General features: G+C 54.9%; 16 protein-coding genes and 3 pseudogenes. 10 read left to right on the top strand and 9 right to left on the bottom strand.

Features of this window, described 5'->3' with window-relative positions; translation table 11 throughout:
- Positions 1-764: 764 nt before the first annotated feature.
- Positions 765-1,856, bottom strand: a complete 1,092-nt coding sequence (locus POR16_RS10450) for an NADH:flavin oxidoreductase/NADH oxidase (RefSeq protein WP_005893412.1) — start codon at positions 1,854-1,856, stop codon at positions 765-767.
- A gap of 59 nt (positions 1,857-1,915) precedes the next feature.
- Between POR16_RS10450 and POR16_RS10445 the strand changes: the two genes are divergently transcribed.
- Complete coding sequence (locus tag POR16_RS10445) at positions 1,916-2,251, top strand: ArsR/SmtB family transcription factor (RefSeq protein WP_005893413.1); 336 nt, start codon at positions 1,916-1,918, stop codon at positions 2,249-2,251.
- A 12-nt stretch (positions 2,252-2,263) separates the two neighbouring features.
- Here the strand turns inward: POR16_RS10445 and POR16_RS10440 are convergent, their stop codons facing one another.
- Positions 2,264-2,827, bottom strand: coding sequence for a DUF6891 domain-containing protein (locus tag POR16_RS10440; protein WP_005893414.1), 564 nt, complete (start codon positions 2,825-2,827; stop codon positions 2,264-2,266).
- Between the two features lie 26 nt (positions 2,828-2,853).
- On the opposite strand from POR16_RS10440, the gene POR16_RS10435 reads away from it, so the two are divergent.
- Complete coding sequence (locus POR16_RS10435) at positions 2,854-3,213, top strand: hypothetical protein (RefSeq protein ID WP_080268033.1); 360 nt, start codon at positions 2,854-2,856, stop codon at positions 3,211-3,213.
- 235 nt (positions 3,214-3,448) lie between these two features.
- Here the strand turns inward: POR16_RS10435 and POR16_RS10430 are convergent, their stop codons facing one another.
- The 6 genes from POR16_RS10430 to POR16_RS10405 all read right to left on the bottom strand — a co-directional run bounded on the left by POR16_RS10430 (position 3,449) and on the right by POR16_RS10405 (position 10,436).
- A complete protein-coding gene (locus tag POR16_RS10430) occupies positions 3,449-5,071 on the bottom strand; it encodes a methyl-accepting chemotaxis protein (protein WP_024691365.1) in 1,623 nt (540 codons plus the stop codon).
- Between the two features lie 449 nt (positions 5,072-5,520).
- Entirely contained in the window at positions 5,521-6,843 is a 1,323-nt protein-coding gene (locus POR16_RS10425) for an MFS transporter (RefSeq protein WP_122313455.1), read from the bottom strand.
- A gap of 81 nt (positions 6,844-6,924) precedes the next feature.
- A complete protein-coding gene (locus POR16_RS10420; RefSeq protein WP_122381283.1) occupies positions 6,925-7,803 on the bottom strand; it encodes an SMP-30/gluconolactonase/LRE family protein in 879 nt (292 codons plus the stop codon).
- Between the two features lie 103 nt (positions 7,804-7,906).
- Positions 7,907-8,839 (bottom strand): 3,5-dioxohexanoate:acetyl-CoA acetone transferase, encoded by a 933-nt coding sequence (gene kce / locus POR16_RS10415; protein ID WP_005893423.1) that lies wholly within the window; start codon positions 8,837-8,839, stop codon positions 7,907-7,909.
- Between the two features lie 89 nt (positions 8,840-8,928).
- Positions 8,929-9,717, bottom strand: coding sequence for an SDR family oxidoreductase (locus POR16_RS10410; protein ID WP_005893424.1), 789 nt, complete (start codon positions 9,715-9,717; stop codon positions 8,929-8,931).
- A complete protein-coding gene (locus POR16_RS10405; protein ID WP_005893425.1) occupies positions 9,714-10,436 on the bottom strand; it encodes a GntR family transcriptional regulator in 723 nt (240 codons plus the stop codon). Before POR16_RS10405 ends, POR16_RS10410 begins: the two co-directional genes overlap by 4 nt.
- 309 nt (positions 10,437-10,745) lie before the next feature.
- On the opposite strand from POR16_RS10405, the gene POR16_RS10400 reads away from it, so the two are divergent.
- The 4 genes and pseudogenes from POR16_RS10400 to POR16_RS27015 all read left to right on the top strand — a co-directional run bounded on the left by POR16_RS10400 (position 10,746) and on the right by POR16_RS27015 (position 13,386).
- Positions 10,746-11,048 (top strand): hypothetical protein, encoded by a 303-nt coding sequence (locus POR16_RS10400; protein ID WP_162010091.1) that lies wholly within the window; start codon positions 10,746-10,748, stop codon positions 11,046-11,048.
- 245 nt (positions 11,049-11,293) lie between these two features.
- A pseudogene (locus POR16_RS26575) lies at positions 11,294-11,497 on the top strand (DNA cytosine methyltransferase); the annotation flags it as partial.
- A 248-nt stretch (positions 11,498-11,745) separates the two neighbouring features.
- Positions 11,746-12,531, top strand: a pseudogene (locus tag POR16_RS27020) (MCP four helix bundle domain-containing protein); the annotation flags it as partial.
- Complete coding sequence (locus POR16_RS27015; RefSeq protein ID WP_371903753.1) at positions 12,523-13,386, top strand: methyl-accepting chemotaxis protein; 864 nt, start codon at positions 12,523-12,525, stop codon at positions 13,384-13,386. The pseudogene POR16_RS27020 and the gene POR16_RS27015, both read left to right, overlap by 9 nt.
- Before the next feature lie 110 nt (positions 13,387-13,496).
- Here POR16_RS27015 and POR16_RS10390 read toward each other — a convergent pair whose 3' ends face one another.
- Complete coding sequence (locus POR16_RS10390; protein WP_080268168.1) at positions 13,497-13,724, bottom strand: hypothetical protein; 228 nt, start codon at positions 13,722-13,724, stop codon at positions 13,497-13,499.
- Between the two features lie 433 nt (positions 13,725-14,157).
- Between POR16_RS10390 and POR16_RS27010 the strand changes: the two are divergent.
- From POR16_RS27010 to POR16_RS10370, 4 genes and pseudogenes are all read left to right on the top strand, one after another.
- Positions 14,158-14,376, top strand: a pseudogene (locus tag POR16_RS27010) (DUF2388 domain-containing protein); the annotation flags it as partial.
- A gap of 517 nt (positions 14,377-14,893) precedes the next feature.
- A complete protein-coding gene (locus POR16_RS26285) occupies positions 14,894-15,061 on the top strand; it encodes a hypothetical protein (protein ID WP_005893429.1) in 168 nt (55 codons plus the stop codon).
- A complete protein-coding gene (locus POR16_RS10375; RefSeq protein WP_005893430.1) occupies positions 15,058-15,339 on the top strand; it encodes a hypothetical protein in 282 nt (93 codons plus the stop codon). Before POR16_RS26285 ends, POR16_RS10375 begins: the two co-directional genes overlap by 4 nt.
- Positions 15,336-15,980 (top strand): MazG-like family protein, encoded by a 645-nt coding sequence (locus POR16_RS10370; RefSeq protein ID WP_005893433.1) that lies wholly within the window; start codon positions 15,336-15,338, stop codon positions 15,978-15,980. The genes POR16_RS10375 and POR16_RS10370 overlap by 4 nt, the downstream gene beginning before the upstream one ends.
- The last annotated feature ends 604 nt before the right edge of the window (positions 15,981-16,584 follow it).

Here is a 16,584-nt window from a genome sequence, read left to right as displayed (position 1 = left end):
TGTGTAGGTGGACTGTGGCGCCTTGCAATAAAACCAGATAATCGTCTTTCTCAATGTCCGCCATAGCGCTGACCATCAAAAAATCAGAGCAAGGTTCAGATACCGACATCGTGCAACAAGCAGGCAGCCTGCTTCAGCGATCTCGCAAGCCACTATTTGGCCACTGCCTGATACGTCCTATTCAACCTGCCGGATCACCGGTCGGGCATAAATCCTGGGGCGCTCACCCACACACAGTAATTGCCCCTCGTGTTCAGGAATAAAACCAGATGACGAGAAACACCGCACCGGTCCACCCCAGCGTGAGCAAAAATGAAAGTCCAGCGAGACGCGGGTCCATGAGACTCCTGTTCCAGAAGGCTTGGGCAAGCAGAGCGCTGCATATATAGGTGTATATCGGCCGTATCACCGATAAATAAATTAATTTCCGCATTTTTAAACAGTATCAGGACGTTCGAGATGCGCCAGATCAACCCGCCCAACGTGATGTAAGCAGAGCGGTGTGACACTCAAGATATGGAAGGTGCGCTCATCAGGCGCTTGGGACCTGCACAGCGCCTGGAACACAAGCGCCCACGCACTCTAGCTGCCTTTGCCCGACAAACCGGATCGCCAACAAACAGCACAGGCTCTGTACGAAAGTCAGTGAGAAGGTCAGGTCAGGCAAAAGCAGACAAAGAAGCGGTGGGAGCCGATTTACATAACGAATCTAAGCGTTGAAGGGGCAAGCATCGAACGATGCCGCCCCTGCTAGTGCCAGCCGCTTAGCGATAACGCTCAAGCCAGTGAGCGTAAGGCGCAGGCAAGGTCCAGGCCGATTTTTCGACGCCCAGTTCTTTCGCTGCAAAGTACGCCCAGTGCGGGTCGGCCAAGTGCGCACGACCTATCGAAACCAAGTCGAGCTGACCTGACTTCACCGCCTCTTCAGCCAGTTTCGGCTCGCCAAAACCCCAGGCGCTGGTCACCGGAATATCCGCTTCGCGACGCACGCGCTCGGCAATCGGCCCCATGAACGCTGGCCCCCAAGGGATGTTGGCGTCCGGCGTGCTGAAACCCACGCTGACGCTCAACAGGTCCAGACCACCGGCCTTGAAGCGACGCGCCAGCTCGATCGACTCGGTAAGCGTCTGCTCGTCACGACCGTCATATTCGATCACACCAAAACGCGCAGTCAGCGGCAGGTTTTCGGGCCATACCTCACGAACGGCTGCCAGCGTCTCAAGCAAGAAACGGCTGCGGTTATCGAAACTGCCGCCATACGCGTCGGTACGCTGGTTGGAATGCTCGGAAAAGAAACTCTGCCCCAGATAACCGTGGGCAAAATGCAATTCGATCCATTCGAAGCCAGCATCACGGGCACGACGGGCAGCATCGACGAAGTTCTGGCGAACGCGAGCGATGTCTTCCAGCGTCATGGCGCGCGGGACTTTCGGCAGATTGTCACCGAAGGCGATGGCGGACGGGGCAATGGTCTCCCAGCCGCGTGAATCGGAAGCGACAATATGATCGTCGCCTTCCCACGGACGGTTGGCACTGGCTTTGCGGCCTGCGTGTGCGATCTGGATACCCGGCACACAGCCTGCATCCTTGATGGCTTTGACGATCGGCACAAACGCCTGTGCCTGCTCATCATTCCAGATACCGGTGCAACCGGGGGTGATGCGCCCTTCCGGCGCAACAGCGGTGGCTTCAACCACCAGCAAACCGGCGCCGCCACGTGCCATGCTGGCAATGTGAACCTGGTGCCAATCGTTGACAACCCCGTCGATTGCCGAGTATTGGCACATCGGCGGAATGGCGATTCGGTTGCGTAGCGTGACGTCTTTCAGTTTGAACGATTCGAACAATGCAGACATTGAAAAGCTCCCGTAGGCCGTATGAATTTGATTTTCAGTTGTTCGATGGTAATCGAACTATGGCAATGAACGGAAGCCTTGATATCATGCACCCTATGCGAACCTTCCAACATCCAGAAGCCGAAGACCTCACCCTCGAACGCGTGCTTTACGCCTTGAGCGACCCTGTGCGCATGGGCATCGTACGCTGCCTGGCAAGCGTAGCCGAAGCCACGTGTGGGGAACTGGACGGTGGTCGCCCGAAGTCCAGCATGTCCCATCACTTCCGAGTGCTGCGCGATGCGGGGCTGGTACAGACGCGGAACATCGGTACCACGCACATGAATTCATTGCGGACTGAAGTACTGGAAAGCCGCTTTCCCGGCTTGCTGGAGAGCATTCTGGCGCAGCGTTGATTTAGCAAGGCGTCAGTCCTGTGCCAACCTGCGCTGCCACTTCATTGCGTGGATTTCGATGCGCTGTTCATCGCTTTCATTCCACGCCACCTGAAAGCCTGCAGTTTTTAACGCCGCGCAGACTGTCTGACCAACCTTGACGCCGTGCACTGGATCATCATCAAGCGAACCAAAGGCGATCATCAGCTCGCTACCTTCAACCACACGTTCGACATCCTGCCCATGATAAAAGCAGTAACCGTGATAATGACCTTCCGGTGCTTCGTGAATGGCCTGGGCAACCTCCGAATAGCCGTCTGACATCGTGTAACCCGCATTCGACAACGCGCAGATTCCTGCTTCGTGCAAGGCGTAGAAAACACTGTCCAGTCGATCACAGTCCGTTACCTGGGGCCAGGAACGCTCGGTGTCGAATTTGGACTGCAACTCCTGCGGGATCAAAGCCTTGAGCGCTATAACATCACAGTCATCTTCTATGATGTCTTCGAGCATCTCGTTCATTTCTTCCGCACTGTAAAATCCGGACCATACCCATGTCTTGATGCTGTCAGCGATATACTTTTCATCTTCGTTCATCAGTATTTCTCTATGGTGAAGTCAAAATGACTGAACACCGCTATACCGAAGCGGAGCGCATCCAGCAACTGAGAAAGCTTGAACAAGCGCTCGTCGCTCTGCTTCCTGTTTCGATACAACTGGGTCTTGAGCAAACGCCCGACTATCACGAAGCACTTTGCCGAACGAGAGTTCTTTTAGAGACAGGCTTCACTCAAACAGATCTCACTGATCTGTCACGTTCGGTTCCAGATGCAGTTCCACGCGGACGAGACTGGGAAGCACGCTATCTCGTTCAAAACGCAGACGCTTCCTGGCGCTGGCCAGAGTGGTTCTCGGAACTGGAGTCGCGGCTTGTGCCTGTGATCAGGACCGCCGAAACCTTGCGCACGCTTGGGTACTATTAAATTATGGGGCTCAGGCTGAAGGACGGGGCTGAGAGGTATTCATTCCTTCAGGACCTCGACAATTGCTTGGCGCCTATCAATACACCCGAAGCAATAGCAAACAAATCCAGCATCCGCCTTCACGACCCGCTATCACCCTGGACCCACACGCAAAAACGCCCGGCATCATCTGTAGTCTGATACCGGGCGTTTGCGGTGATGTGGATCTATCTACCGATCTGCTAGCACAATGGCCTTACAGTTTGAATTTACCCACTTCCGCCTGCAAGCTGGTGGCAAGGCTCTTCAGGCCACCGCTGGTTTTGAGCAGTTCCTGCACCGACATGTTGTTCTGCTCGGCCATCTGCGCAGAACGCTCGACGTTGCGCGCTACATCCTGACTGGCGACCGTCTGCTCGCGCAATGCGAACGATATCTGATCGACCACTTGTAGAACCTTGCTCGAGCTGTCGCGGATTTCGATGATGGCTTGACCAGCCGTGCCAGCCATTTCGACGCCCTGGTTAACTTCTTGAACACCGCTGCGCATGCTTTCGACTGTTTCACGTACGCCCGCCTGGATCTTCTCGATCATGCCGGCGATTTCCTTGGTGGACTTGCCAGTGTTTTGCGCCAGCAGGCGGACTTCGTCGGCAACAACCGCGAAGCCGCGACCCTGCTCGCCGGCACGTGCGGCTTCGATGGCAGCGTTGAGCGCCAACAGGTTGGTCTGGTCGGCAATACCTTGAATCACACTGATGATCGACGAGATATGCTCGGAATGCTGACCCAGGCCTGCAACCTGAGTAGACGAAAGCTGCACGGTCTTGGCGATGCCGTTCATGCTGGACAGCGTACTCTCGATGACCTGCGCACCATCTTTGGACTGCTGGCCCGAACGACTGGCGAGCTGGTGGGCCTCGTCGGCGTTTTCGGAAACGTGGTGGATGCTGACAGTCAGTTCTTCGATGGTAGCCGCCATCATTGAGGCGGACGTCGACTGTTCCTGAATTGCGCCGGAAAGTTGCTCGGATGCGCCGGAAATCTGTTGCACGGCAACTACCAACTGATTGGCTGCCTGGCTGATCTGATGAATCATTTCGCGCAAGCGATTCTGCATGCGGTCAAAGGCTTTCGGCAGTTCGTCATGGCTGCTGGTATCGATCACGGTGTCGAGTTTGCCATTGGCAATGGCAGTTGCAGCATCAATAGCCAGCTGCAGGCGTGCGGTAGTGCTGCGACCCAATAAAGTAGCCAGGATTCCCGCTAGGACAGCCGCTGCAAGGCCGCCACACATGAGGATCATGATGGCGAGATGTTTGGCGTCCACCATGTCTTGGGTTCTTACCACCAGCAGCTTGTTTTCGACAGCGCTGATTTCGCTCAGAATAGCGCGCATGCCGTCCATCTTGGCTTTGTCGGCACCGGAGGTAATGCGCGCATCCAGTTCGTCATCCGGCATATTGCGTGCGGTCAGGTCACGACGCAGGGCGATGATCGGGTTGATGTCCTCATCCATCCAGCGCTTCTGGGTCTCCCCCAGAGTGGCCAGACGACGCTGTTGTTCGGCATTATCAGATGTCAGGCGCTTGAGCGAATCAAGTTCTTCAGCAAAGCGCCGCTGACCCGCTACCAACGGCTCGAGAAATGTGTCTTTCGACGCGATGACGAAGCCTCGCATGCCTGTCTCGATGTTGATCAGTTGCTCAAGAGCCAACTGTGCGTCGCTCAGCACTTGATAAGTGTGGACGTTGTTGTTGGTGGCGTCTTCTACCTGCTCGAAGCCTCTGTAAGCACTGGCTACCAGCACGGCAATAAGTATGACTATCGCGACAAAACTGAAATAGAGCTTTTGCGAGATACTGAGTTTGCTGAACATGATGTCGATCCTGAACATAGCCGTTCCGTGGCTTGCATGGGCGTAATCACTCGCAAAAATGCGTTGAACCATTTCACGCGAATAATATCATTTGGATATTACCCATTTCGCCCGCTTGCTCAGTAACTTTAGAGGCGGCATCTGCACTGACGCTGAATAAAAGCTCTAATTCAAGATAACTCATTGATAACTATAGATAAATAAATTTAATTATAATTAGCATTTACAGAATTTCAGCTATGAAAACTCCAATAATTTGACAGTTCGAGATGTCAAATTTCCGACCAAAAAAACGCCACACATCCCGTTTACGACGCTGACCACGTCGCGTATAGAGCAACTAATGAGGCCGCGGACGGGCAGTGTCGCCCCGAAAAGTGGGCACTTTTGCAGAACAGGTGCTTCAGCACTGGCACGTCCCGAACCCAAGAGCTCGGGACGTGGAAACATCACACGCTCCGCTGCACTGTCAGCGATTCGGGGCGATGTGAAAATAGTTGCAGAAACGCCCCGCCTAATGCGCAGCCAGCCATCACGAAGAAGCACACGGTGTAACCACTGAGGCTGCTCCAGCCGCCGCCCATGGATATCAGGGTTCCCATCAATACCGGAGCAATACCGCCGCCGATGAACATCGCGGTGGTGATGATGCCATTGGCAGTCGATGTCGCCGAAGGTTGCGCAGAATCGGACGCGACTGCGTAGTAGATAGGCCAGACCGCGTTGGCCACCAGACCGAACAGCAACTGCACCGCGATGACGATCAGTATGGTGTTGGCAAAGTAAAAGGCACCGACGCTGACTGCCATCCATACCCCGCAGATGATCAAGGTAATGCGTCGGCCGATGATGTCCGACAACGACGGCCAGATCAGTTGCCCGAGAATCCCGGTCAGGGTGAATACGACGCTCATGCCAGCCGATTCAGCCAACGACAGGTTGAGGATGTTGTACAGATAGGCAGGCAGGACAATATTCACGCCCATGTAAACCACTTGCGTGAGCAGGGTATTACCGGCAGTCAGGGCAATGTTGCGGTTACTCAACGTTGCTTTGACCGACTTCCAGACCTGACCTTTGACGTTGGTCGACGGTGTGCTGTCCGGCGGGGTCATGCCTTTGGCAGCAATGTCCACATACAGCTTGGTAATACGCTCGGCCGTCGAGTAGCGCGCCCAGAAAATCATCAACGGCAGAGCCACTACGAAGGCGAAAAAGAACACGTAACGCCAGTTTTCCTCACCAAATGTGGTTATCACAAAGCTGGCGACAATGCCGCTGAGCATCGCACCTATGGGGTAACCGGTGTGGTGGGCGCCCAACGCAAACCCACGACGCTCCACGGGCCACCATTCAGCAGTGTTGCTGACACCGACCGGCTCGCCCCAGCCAGCGCCCAGATTCACCCCTACCCGCAAGGCAATGAAACTGGCCAGGCTGCCACTCAACCCCTTGAAGCCCGAGAGGAAGGACAGCGCGGTATAGCCCAGCACCAGTGGCACCTGGAAACGCGCCCGCTTCCAGCCGCCGCCGTAACGGTCACTCCAGATAGAACCTGGAATGTCGAGAACCGCCAAGGCCAGCATGACGACAGTGGCCACCGTCCCCCACTGATCTGCAGACAATTCGAAATGCTTGGAAATAGTCGGGCCCAGGCGCAATACGATCTCGCGATCATAGGCATTCAGAATCCAGATCATCCAGCACACCAACAACGACACCCACGAAAATCGATGAATCTTGCCCAGCGATGCATTCTTGTTATTTGGCATGGGAAATCTCCAGGCGTGTAGCACACGCCCTAGCGAGAAGGTTCAGTCGTCCTTAACGTTCAGGTTCAGTCTGTTGTCGGGCTAGCTGGCGAAGCGCCGTTCAGCAATGCCCTTCACGCCCAGCCCGGTGATGGCGAACAACGCACCGCGCTGCTGACCGTCCTCCGGAAAGCGTGGCAACGGCGGTTTGGCCATGGAGGTGACGAACAGCGTGTCCAGATTCGGACCGCCGAAGGTCAGGCTGGTCACCTTTTTTACAGGCATGTCGATGACGCGATCCACCTGTCCGTCAGGGGTGTAGCGCACCAGTTTTCCGGCGTAGACCAGCGCCTGCCACAGGCAGCCTTCGGCATCCACAGTGCAGCCATCCGCCGCACCTCCCGCAGAGGTGTCGACCTTGGCAAAGGTGCGTCTGTTGGCGACTGCGCCAGTGGCATTGTTGTAGTCATAGGTCCAGATATCCCCGGACCAGGTGTCGGCAAAATAGAACGTTTCACCGCTCGGGCTCCAGCACGGTCCGTTGGACACGATGATGTTTTCATCCAGCGTGTGCAGGCTCAGGTCCGGGTCGAGGCGATACAGTCTGGCGCTAGCCTTATCTTCAAGAGTGTCCATTGAACCGACGATGAACCTGCCCTGCCGGTCCACCTTGCCATCATTGAGCCGATTGTTCGGCAGCTCCGGCTCCGGGTCGATTATCAGTTTGAGATCGCCCGTTGGCAGGTCAAGGTTGTAGATGCCGGTCTGCAACGCCACGAGCGCCGAGTCGCCATTCTTGCGCAGGGCCATGGAGCCAATCTTCTGGCTGACATCCCAGGCGCGCAACTCGCGGCCATCATCCGTGCAGCGCAGAACACGACCGTCGAAGCTGTCGATCCAGTAAAGACGCTGTTGCTCGACATCCCAGACCGGGCCTTCGCCCAGCGTGGTTTTCACGTCGACAACTATTTCGATACGCATTTTTCACCTCTGTCTTGTTGTTATTGAGATGACACGTTTTGCGGCGATCAGCGGGTAACGCATGTCAGGAAACATACCCGCACAGGAACAGCATCATGAATACCTAGAAATCAACCTTGTCCTGCCCCTTCAGATCGAGCATCTCGCGAGCCTCGTCCGGCGTGGCCACGCGCCCGCCCTGGGCTTCGATCACCGTGCGAATGCGTTTGACCTGCTCGGCATTGGAGGCTGCCAGCTTGCCCGGTCCGTCCCACAGCGAGTCTTCGAGGCCGACCCGCACATGACTGCCCATCGACAGGCCCATGGTGCCCAGCGGGATCTGATTGCGACCGGCGCCCAGAATCGACCACTGGTACGCGTCGCCAAACAGACGGTCGGCTGTACGCCGCATATGCGCAAGGTCTTCAGGGTGCCCACCGATCCCGCCGCGCAAACCAAAGACAGACTGAATGAAAATCGGTGCCTTGAGCAGCCCGCGTTGCAGAAAGTGCGCAGCGGTATACAAATGACCGATGTCATAGCATTCGATTTCAAAGCGTGTGCGGTTCTCGGCGCAGGTATTGAGAATGTGAGCGATGTCCCGGAAGGTGTTACGAAATATCCGGTCATCGCTCTCGGCCAGATACGGGCGCTCCCAGTCGTGTTTGAATTCGGTGTAGCGATCGAGCATTTCGTACAGCCCGAAGTTCATCGATCCCATGTTCAACGAGGCAAGTTCCGGCTTGAGCTGCGCGACTGGCTGCAAACGCTCTTCCACTCCCATGGTCGGCGCCCCGCCAGTAGTGATATTGATCACCACATCGCTTTTCGCCTTGATCTGAGGCAGAAACTGCCGAAACAGATCGACATCCTGACTGGGTCGCCCATCAACCGGATCGCGAGCATGCAAGTGAACGATGGAGGCCCCCGCCTCCGCTGCACCGACGGCAGCATCGGCGATTTCCTGCGGAGTGATCGGCAAATGCGGCGACATCGAGGGCGTATGGATCGCCCCCGTCACTGCGCAGGTAATGATGACCGGACGTTTTTTTGGCATGAGCGTTCTCCATTCTTGTTGTTGGCGAGAAGTCTGATGTGCAACATCAACCGGAAGGTGTGCGGCCATTGATGCTGCGGGACAAAAACTCAGAGGTATTCGACGTTGCCATCCACACTGATGGCCTGTCCCGTGATATTGCGGGCTGCGGGCGAGCACAAAAACAGTGCCATCGCGGCAACGTCCTCGGCGGTGACCATGCGCTTGAGCGAAATCTTTTTCAGGTACTCCTCACGCATCTCCTCCTCAGGCACGTTCATCTGCTGCGCACGGGCACGAATCACCCCGTCCATGCGCGGGCCTTCGACGATGCCGGGCAGCAAGGCATTGACGCGGATGTCACTCTCGCCCAACTCGGACGCCAGCGATTTCATCAGTCCAACGATCGCCCATTTGGTCGCGGCATAGGGCGTGCGCCAGGCATAGCCCAAACGACCGGCGACAGAGGCGATATGGATCAGATGCCCATTGGGCGACGCCTTGAGCAACGGCACTGCGTGATGAGCAAAGCGGTATTGCCCGGTGAGGTTGATGTCGATGGTGCGCTGCCACTCGTCCTCGGTGATCGCATCGATGCCTGCGGTCGGACCAGCGATCCCGGCGTTATTGATCAGCACATCAAGACCGCCGAATCGCTCACGCTGCACCCTGAACACCGCTTCGACCTGCGCCGGATCAGCAACGTCTGCGCGGGTGGCAACACTGTCCGGGTAACGCTCTACAAACGCCGCAATGGCCGATTCGCTGACATCGCACACATGAACCTTTGCGCCCGCCTCCATGTAGGCAGCCGCCAGCACTTCACCGATTCCGGCGGCACCGCCAGATATCAGAACCCGCAAACCTGCGTAGGGAATCAGCCGATCAAGAACACTCATGCTTTTTTCACTCCCGAGACACGCGACCTTGAGTGGTCGCTCTTTGCGATCAGGCGCGTCAGAGAATCGGCGGCCTGCATGATGTCGTCAGTGACCGCGGCACGAGCGGCCGCTCCGTCACGCACCGTCAGCGCCTCGACGATCCGGTTGTGCGCCTCCATCGAACGCTGGAGGTGCGCCCTGTCAGGCGCAACAAGTGCGAAACACGGGCCTATGTGCAGCCAGAAATTCTCGACAGCAGCAACGATCAGCTCAGCCTTGGCCACCGCATAAATACGCCGATGAAAAGCAAAGTTGGTCCACAGATACAGGGCCACATCAACGCTGTCAGCAGCCTGCTGCATCTGCCCGCACAGCAGGCTGATGTCTTCAAGATCGGTGTCGTTGATGAGGATGACTGCTTTCTCGGCCAACAGGCCTTCGAGTGCGACTCTGGCATCGCGAATCTCGCGCAGCCGTTCCGGAGTCATCATGGGCACGCGCAGCCGAGCGGTTTCAGTGACTTCGAACGCGTTCTCGGCGCTGAGCCGGTTCAAAGCTTCACGCACCGGCATGGGACTGGACCCCAACGCCTCGGCTAGACCGCGAATCGTCAGCTTCTGTCCTGGCTGAAAGCGCCCGCTCATGAGCGCTTCACGGATCTGCCGGTAAACCTGATCCTGGAGGGTATCGCGGGAAACCTGCCGCATGGCGGGCAGGAGGATCGGACGATCTGTCATGGGAGTGACTCATATTGGCATTCTTATAAGGGTCAATATGTGATCACAAATAACATATGTCAAATTATTTTTGGGGGAGATGGAAAGCGTTGTTGATCTGGTTCGTTGGGCCTACCGAAAGAACATCCAGCCAAAAGTGCCAACGCCGATTGCCCTATCAGAACTCACGTGTTTATTCGTTTTTGAGCAAAGCCAAAGATTTACAAATAACTGGCCATCCACTCAGCCTGTATGGAAAGACAGTGGCGTAAGCACAGATCGAGTAGTAGCTTTTGGCCTCGCTTGAGGTTTACCTACCGAGATATGCGCATGAACGATCCAAAACAGGCTCTCAATAAAATCGAGGATCTTCTCAACGCTGCACGCGGAACCGACGATTTGTTTCACCGCGCTGCGGCGTTCAGTGCGATATCCATACTTGTAGAGAATTTGGGCAACCATCTCAAAAAGTACGCCCCTTACGCTGCCGAAAACATCGAAAGCCTGCGTTCTCATGCATCGTCAATGCTCGGATACGACGTAACGATCGGACACAGTACAGAGCAGCATCACTTGTGGGCTTTAGCTGCAATAGCTGCATTGAACGAAGCCCTCGACAAACTCAGTAGGTAAAGGATTACCCCAAGCGCCTCATCTGCCCGACTTGGGTCAATTCATTGCAAACCACTCAGCGGTGAAGTGTAAGCTTATTGAGCTATTCGCCTTGGCGTCGGCAAGGCAATTGAAGAAGCTCAACGGTTATCCATTGTGTAGTTCTGAAAAGCCTGAGGCTTGTCATACGCAACCTATGAAGCAGCGCAGCGCGAAACGGGTTCGGCGCTCAACGCTCGCTTTAAATAGCTCGTTAGATTCAAAGCCTGCGGATGCTCAAACCGTCCGATTTGTACAAGGCTCAGGGCTTCCCCGACGACTACGTCATCATTCGCGGTGCAGACGGCAAGCCATTCACCAAAACCCGGCAAGTTCATATGTGCGGGAACAGCGTCAACCCGCCAACTATGGCAGCGCTCGCTCGAGCGAACGACCCGTGGCGCACATCAGCTCAACATCAGGTGGCAGCACGATCAATCTATTCTGGCTGCTGCTCGCCAAGCCAATTGCGCCCCGGCAATCGCTGCCTTGCCAGCGATGCTGATCAGGTACGTGGCTTGAGAGCGCTATGAGGAGAGCTGCAACGAACATCCGGCGGCTCCGCGTTGTATAACGTGTGCCGCTGGTCGCACCCTACTGCAGGAAAGGCAGTAGCTGGCCGATACAACTGCATTACCCTTCTAGTTCGGATAGGGAAATCAAGGAAGGCTGCACGGCGATGAATCTTTTACGCGGCACTATGTTATCAACACGCCTGATTTCTGCGTTCGTAGTATGCGCAGTTGTCACGCTAGGCGTCGGCCTTGTCGGATACATGGGCATCACTGGCCTCAAAAACAGCGTAGATGGGATTGTAAGCAACAACCTCGTCTCTGTATACAACACGAGTAACGCACGTTCAAATGCTATAGCACACTATCGCGACTTGCACCGCGCACTGCTGTATAAATATGCAAAGGCAGACCAAGCTAAATACGACGAGGTATTGAAGTCCATAGCTGACAACCAAAAAGAGGTAGAGCAACTATTCAATGTGTACCGGCAAACACCCCTGGAAGACGATGAAAAAGCTGCAGGTGATCAGTTTGAGAAAGACTGGCCAGCGTACATTAACGCATCCTCTCGCGTGATCGGATTAGCGGCGAACGGTGACCTTGAAAGCGCGAGCAGGGTATTCGCACAAGAGGTGGACCCTGCATACAAGAACGCAAATGATGAGCTAAAAATAATAGTAGCGTCTAACAAGCGCCAGAGTGACGACGTCGCACTAGAAGCCGCGAAGACTTCGAGCGCCGCTTACGGTTCATTGGGCATAGGCGTAGTTATCGCGTTTGTTGCTGCAATTATTCTGGGCTTATTGGTAACACGCTCGATCACTCGACCGCTTTCAGGAGCTCTACGGACCGCAAAACAAGTGGCCGACGGCGACCTTTCTCAAAAAATCGATGTGAATGGAAATGACGAGATCAGCACACTGCAATCAGCACTAAGCACCATGCAAGTTAACTTAAGAGATACGATTAAAGAGATCGCTGGTGCGGCTGATCAATTGGCATCTGCGTCCGAAGAACTGAATGCAGTTACGGAGGAAAGTTCCAAAGCACTGATACGCCAGAACGATGAAATCCAGCAAGCCGCCACGGCGGTGAACCAGATGACAGCCGCTGTGGAGGAGGTAGCGCGCAATGCCTCAGGAGCATCTGAGTCCTCTGAAGAAACTAGCCGCAGTGCTATTGAAGGACGTGATCAAGTAAAGAATGCTGTTGGATCGGTTAATACAATGGCAGAGCAGATTTCTCAATCGACTGAAAAGGTCACGGTACTCGCCACCAGAGTCAATGAGATCACGGGAGTTCTTGCAGTCATTCAGTCCATAGCTCAGCAAACCAACCTTTTGGCGTTGAATGCCGCAATTGAGGCAGCCAGGGCTGGCGAGCAGGGTCGCGGCTTTGCGGTAGTAGCCGATGAAGTACGTGCCCTTGCGCACCGAACGCAGGCATCGACCGCAGACATTGAGGCGATGATGGCCCAAATTCGTGCGGGTGCGGATGAAGCAGTGATCGCGATGAATAACAGTAGGAGCCTTGCAGGAGAAACCCGTGATCAAGCCATTCAGGCAGGCTACGCGCTAGACAGAATTACCGAAGGTGTCTCAATGATTAATGAGAAAAATCTCGTGATCGCGAGTGCCGCCGAAGAGCAAGCTCACGTCGCTCGAGAAGTAGACCGAAACTTGGTTAATATTCAAGACATCTCCACTCAGACCGCAACTGGCGCACACCAAACCAATGCCTCCAGCGCCGAGCTTTCTCGCCTTGCCGCCTCATTTGGAGTATTGGTCAATAAGTTCAAGACCTGAATGGGGCTGATCAGGACGCGCGCGTATATAGTGCGCATCCAGATGCCTATGTGCTTCAGCTGTGCTGCCGCAAATCTTATTTTGCGGCAGCTGTTTTAATAGCGATAGTGTTAGTCACAGTCTCGGATGTTACGGCATGGATCATTGAGCTGCGGATCATTTGGAATACGCGCCGCTACCTGGATAGGGGCTGATTTCGACTCCTTGGAGGCATTGCTTGCGTCCTGAACAAGAGCGTATCTCCCATCGGCTGTAGGAGCGGATGGCTTGGAAGCCGCTGCGAATGCAATGCCTTGCAAACCAATCACTGCAACAGTAGTCACGACAAGCCCTTTCAGAACGGATTTTCTTGTGATGTTCATGGTGTTTCCTCTAGTCATTTATAGTACGACAGCGTAGGAGCGTCATTTATAGGTGGCATAGCAGACAAACTGCTATGGAAATACTGTACATGCTTAGTGACGACAGCTGTATCGCGCAAAAGTTAAATAAAGTTTCATTCGTTTGGTTGCTAATGAATTAGCTCACGTCTCCGCCTTCTCGACACCGAATCGACCTCATCGAAACTACACCAATTAACTCAATTTCAGCCGCGTGTGCGGCAAGGACGAAGTCATGCCCGAAGAAAAAATCGTGCTTATTCAGCCAGCGACCGTCACTCGCGACGGAAATGATTTTTCCAGCATCCCGACCTCCCAGGGCTTCGATGAGGGTGACGGCGACAAGTGCAAAGCCTGGATTGCTAAGGTAAAAGCCGCTGATTACGTCAGGTTAAGTACGCTCGCGATGGCTTTGGGGACTACAATGTCATCCGAAAAAATCGCTGACTTTTTTACGCCAGCTCGTGACGATGCTCTAACTTTTATCGGCTCAGATGGCGAGATCCGTGGCGCGTAATTTGAGCAGGCAGCCCAGCACTACCGCTCCACTGCCAAATCGCCTTTGATGTCCGACCTACAACTGGCTAATGCCATCACCGCCACCCACTAAGCAGTTCAATCGCTTGGTTTTTCCTATCAGCCCTTCCCATGTATCGCGGCGCATCGCCTTGGCGCCTTAATCCTCAAGACCCACCAAGCATCATAAGGACTCGCGATAGCCCGGCCCAGCGCCAGGCTTTTTCGTTCTACCCCCTCATCGCTTTTTCCTGCCAGCCAGAAGCAAGCCCCCTGCCCCGCATATCCTCTTTCAGCTTCACTACCAGTGCTGTGATCGCGCGAGCCGAACCCAGTCTTGATAAGTAGATACCGGTGACTGAGTTCTTCCCTGTCCGTCGAGAGGCGATATCTTCGGGCTGTGTCCGATTTGTGGCCGGATTCCCGCCATGCACAGATGTCGCGGTGTCAGGAACGCCTCACTTCGCCGCCAAGGCTGGCAAAGACAAATTCTTCCAGGCCAAGGCGGCGCTGATCGCTGAACAATGCCGGGTGATTGGGCAGTTGGCAGGCGCGCCTTGGTTTTTCGAAAACCCGGTTAGACGTCCGTCTGATTGGGTGGAGCGAGCAGCTTGAACGCCCTACGCAGCCCCACCAAACCCGAAAACCTGCCCACCCCCTGGCTGGCCCGCGATGGCCTTTGCGATATCTGCAATGGCTACCGCGCCCGAGGAAACCACAAGGCCTGCTTCAAAGCGCGTCAGGCCCGTTATGCGCAGAGCGCGAAGGAATCGAAATGAATAAGACGATGCTTGAACTGGTCAATGCTTGCGACGAAACATTTTCTTCGGGCAATCCGGTAGTGAATGCAGCAGTGCTGGGCGCCCAGAACGTCAACTCCGCAATGAGCACAATCGATGGCCTCCGCCAGCAGTTGGCCGACGTTTCGAATGAGCGGGATGGGTTGCGGGCTGCGGCTATCGAAACGCTGCGGGTAGCACGGATCGCAAACCAAGGTAGCAGCGCCTACCGCCGCGTGTTTGAAGACTTGGAGAAAGTAGTCGGGGTGAAATCATGAGCAAGCACCCAATACCCGACTGGCTTCGTAGCCAGTTCAGTCGCATCGAGGACGAAGTTCAAAAGCTCGGCCCGTGCGGAGTTTTTACACAGATGCGCACCGTGACGCAGGCTTACTTTGAGCAGCAGGCCGAGGCAGATCAACCGCCAGCGCTCGGCGGGGAGGCGGAACTTGATGGCTTGAGCTTTCAGAAATTGCGCCAAGCAAACGTGAAGCGCCTGACATCGTCAAAATACAAGCTGTGCGAACAAAACTGGCAGCCTGCACACTGGATGAACGCGCTGACCGGCGAAGCAGGTGAGTGCGCCAACATCATCAAGAAGGTTGATCGAGGTGATTACTCGCTAGAATCAGCACTGCCAAATATCGCAAGAGAGCTCGCCGACATTCATTCCTATCTCGATATTTTGGCGTTCAAGCTGGGTATTGATCTTGGCGCCGCAACCGTTTCTAAATTCGACGAAGTGTCGGAGCGTATCGGTTCTTCGATACGACTGGGCGAGCCAGTGAAAGAACCTGACGTTTGCGGAGCATGTAACGGCAAACGTGAAGTTTTTCATCGCGGCCTTGAGGATAGTTGGTACGAGCCGTGTAATGCCTGCCTTGATGACGTTGCGAAGCTGAACGTCGACCAGTCATGACCAGCAGGCCAATCTGCTGGCGTGCAGCTGCCCAGGCAGTGCCGAAACAACCGAGTATCACCGCCGAAGGCCGATACTTGAACTCATAAAGCGCTTCTCCAAGGGTTTGACAGGGCCTCACTTTTGCCCGGTGGGCCCGGACACCCCCGCAGTAACAACCCCCTCTCAGTCAATTCAATGTCAGCCGCGTGTGCGGCAAGGACGAAGCCTCGCCCCAGAAAAGGTCAATAGACTCTGTAAAAGTCATTCGTGATATTTGGACACTTTCACTATAAAACCGCAAAGTATTAGTTTGCGGCTACTGTCTCAGTCAGATGGTTTAGCCGTGCGGGCAATTACTAACAGTGGCATCACACGCATTATTGATTCTCAAACCTGATTTTAAGCGTGAAGCTACTTGCACAGGCACTGATGTGGAGTCGCGGACAACGCTATTACCCGAAGCCTGTACGGAAGCATATTTTTCAATCGCAGCAGGTGCGGCTTGTGCACGGGTGCTCGCAAAGGCCATGCCTTGCAAGCCCATCACCGTGACAGTAGTCAATACAAGCCCTTTCAGAATAGTTTTTTTGTAATGCTCATGATATTTCCTCTAATAACCAAT

The sequence above is a fragment of the Pseudomonas coronafaciens pv. oryzae str. 1_6 genome (assembly GCF_000156995.2).
In the GTDB taxonomy this organism is placed as follows: domain Bacteria; phylum Pseudomonadota; class Gammaproteobacteria; order Pseudomonadales; family Pseudomonadaceae; genus Aquipseudomonas; species Aquipseudomonas tremae.
This window is presented reverse-complemented; position numbering and strand designations above follow the sequence as displayed.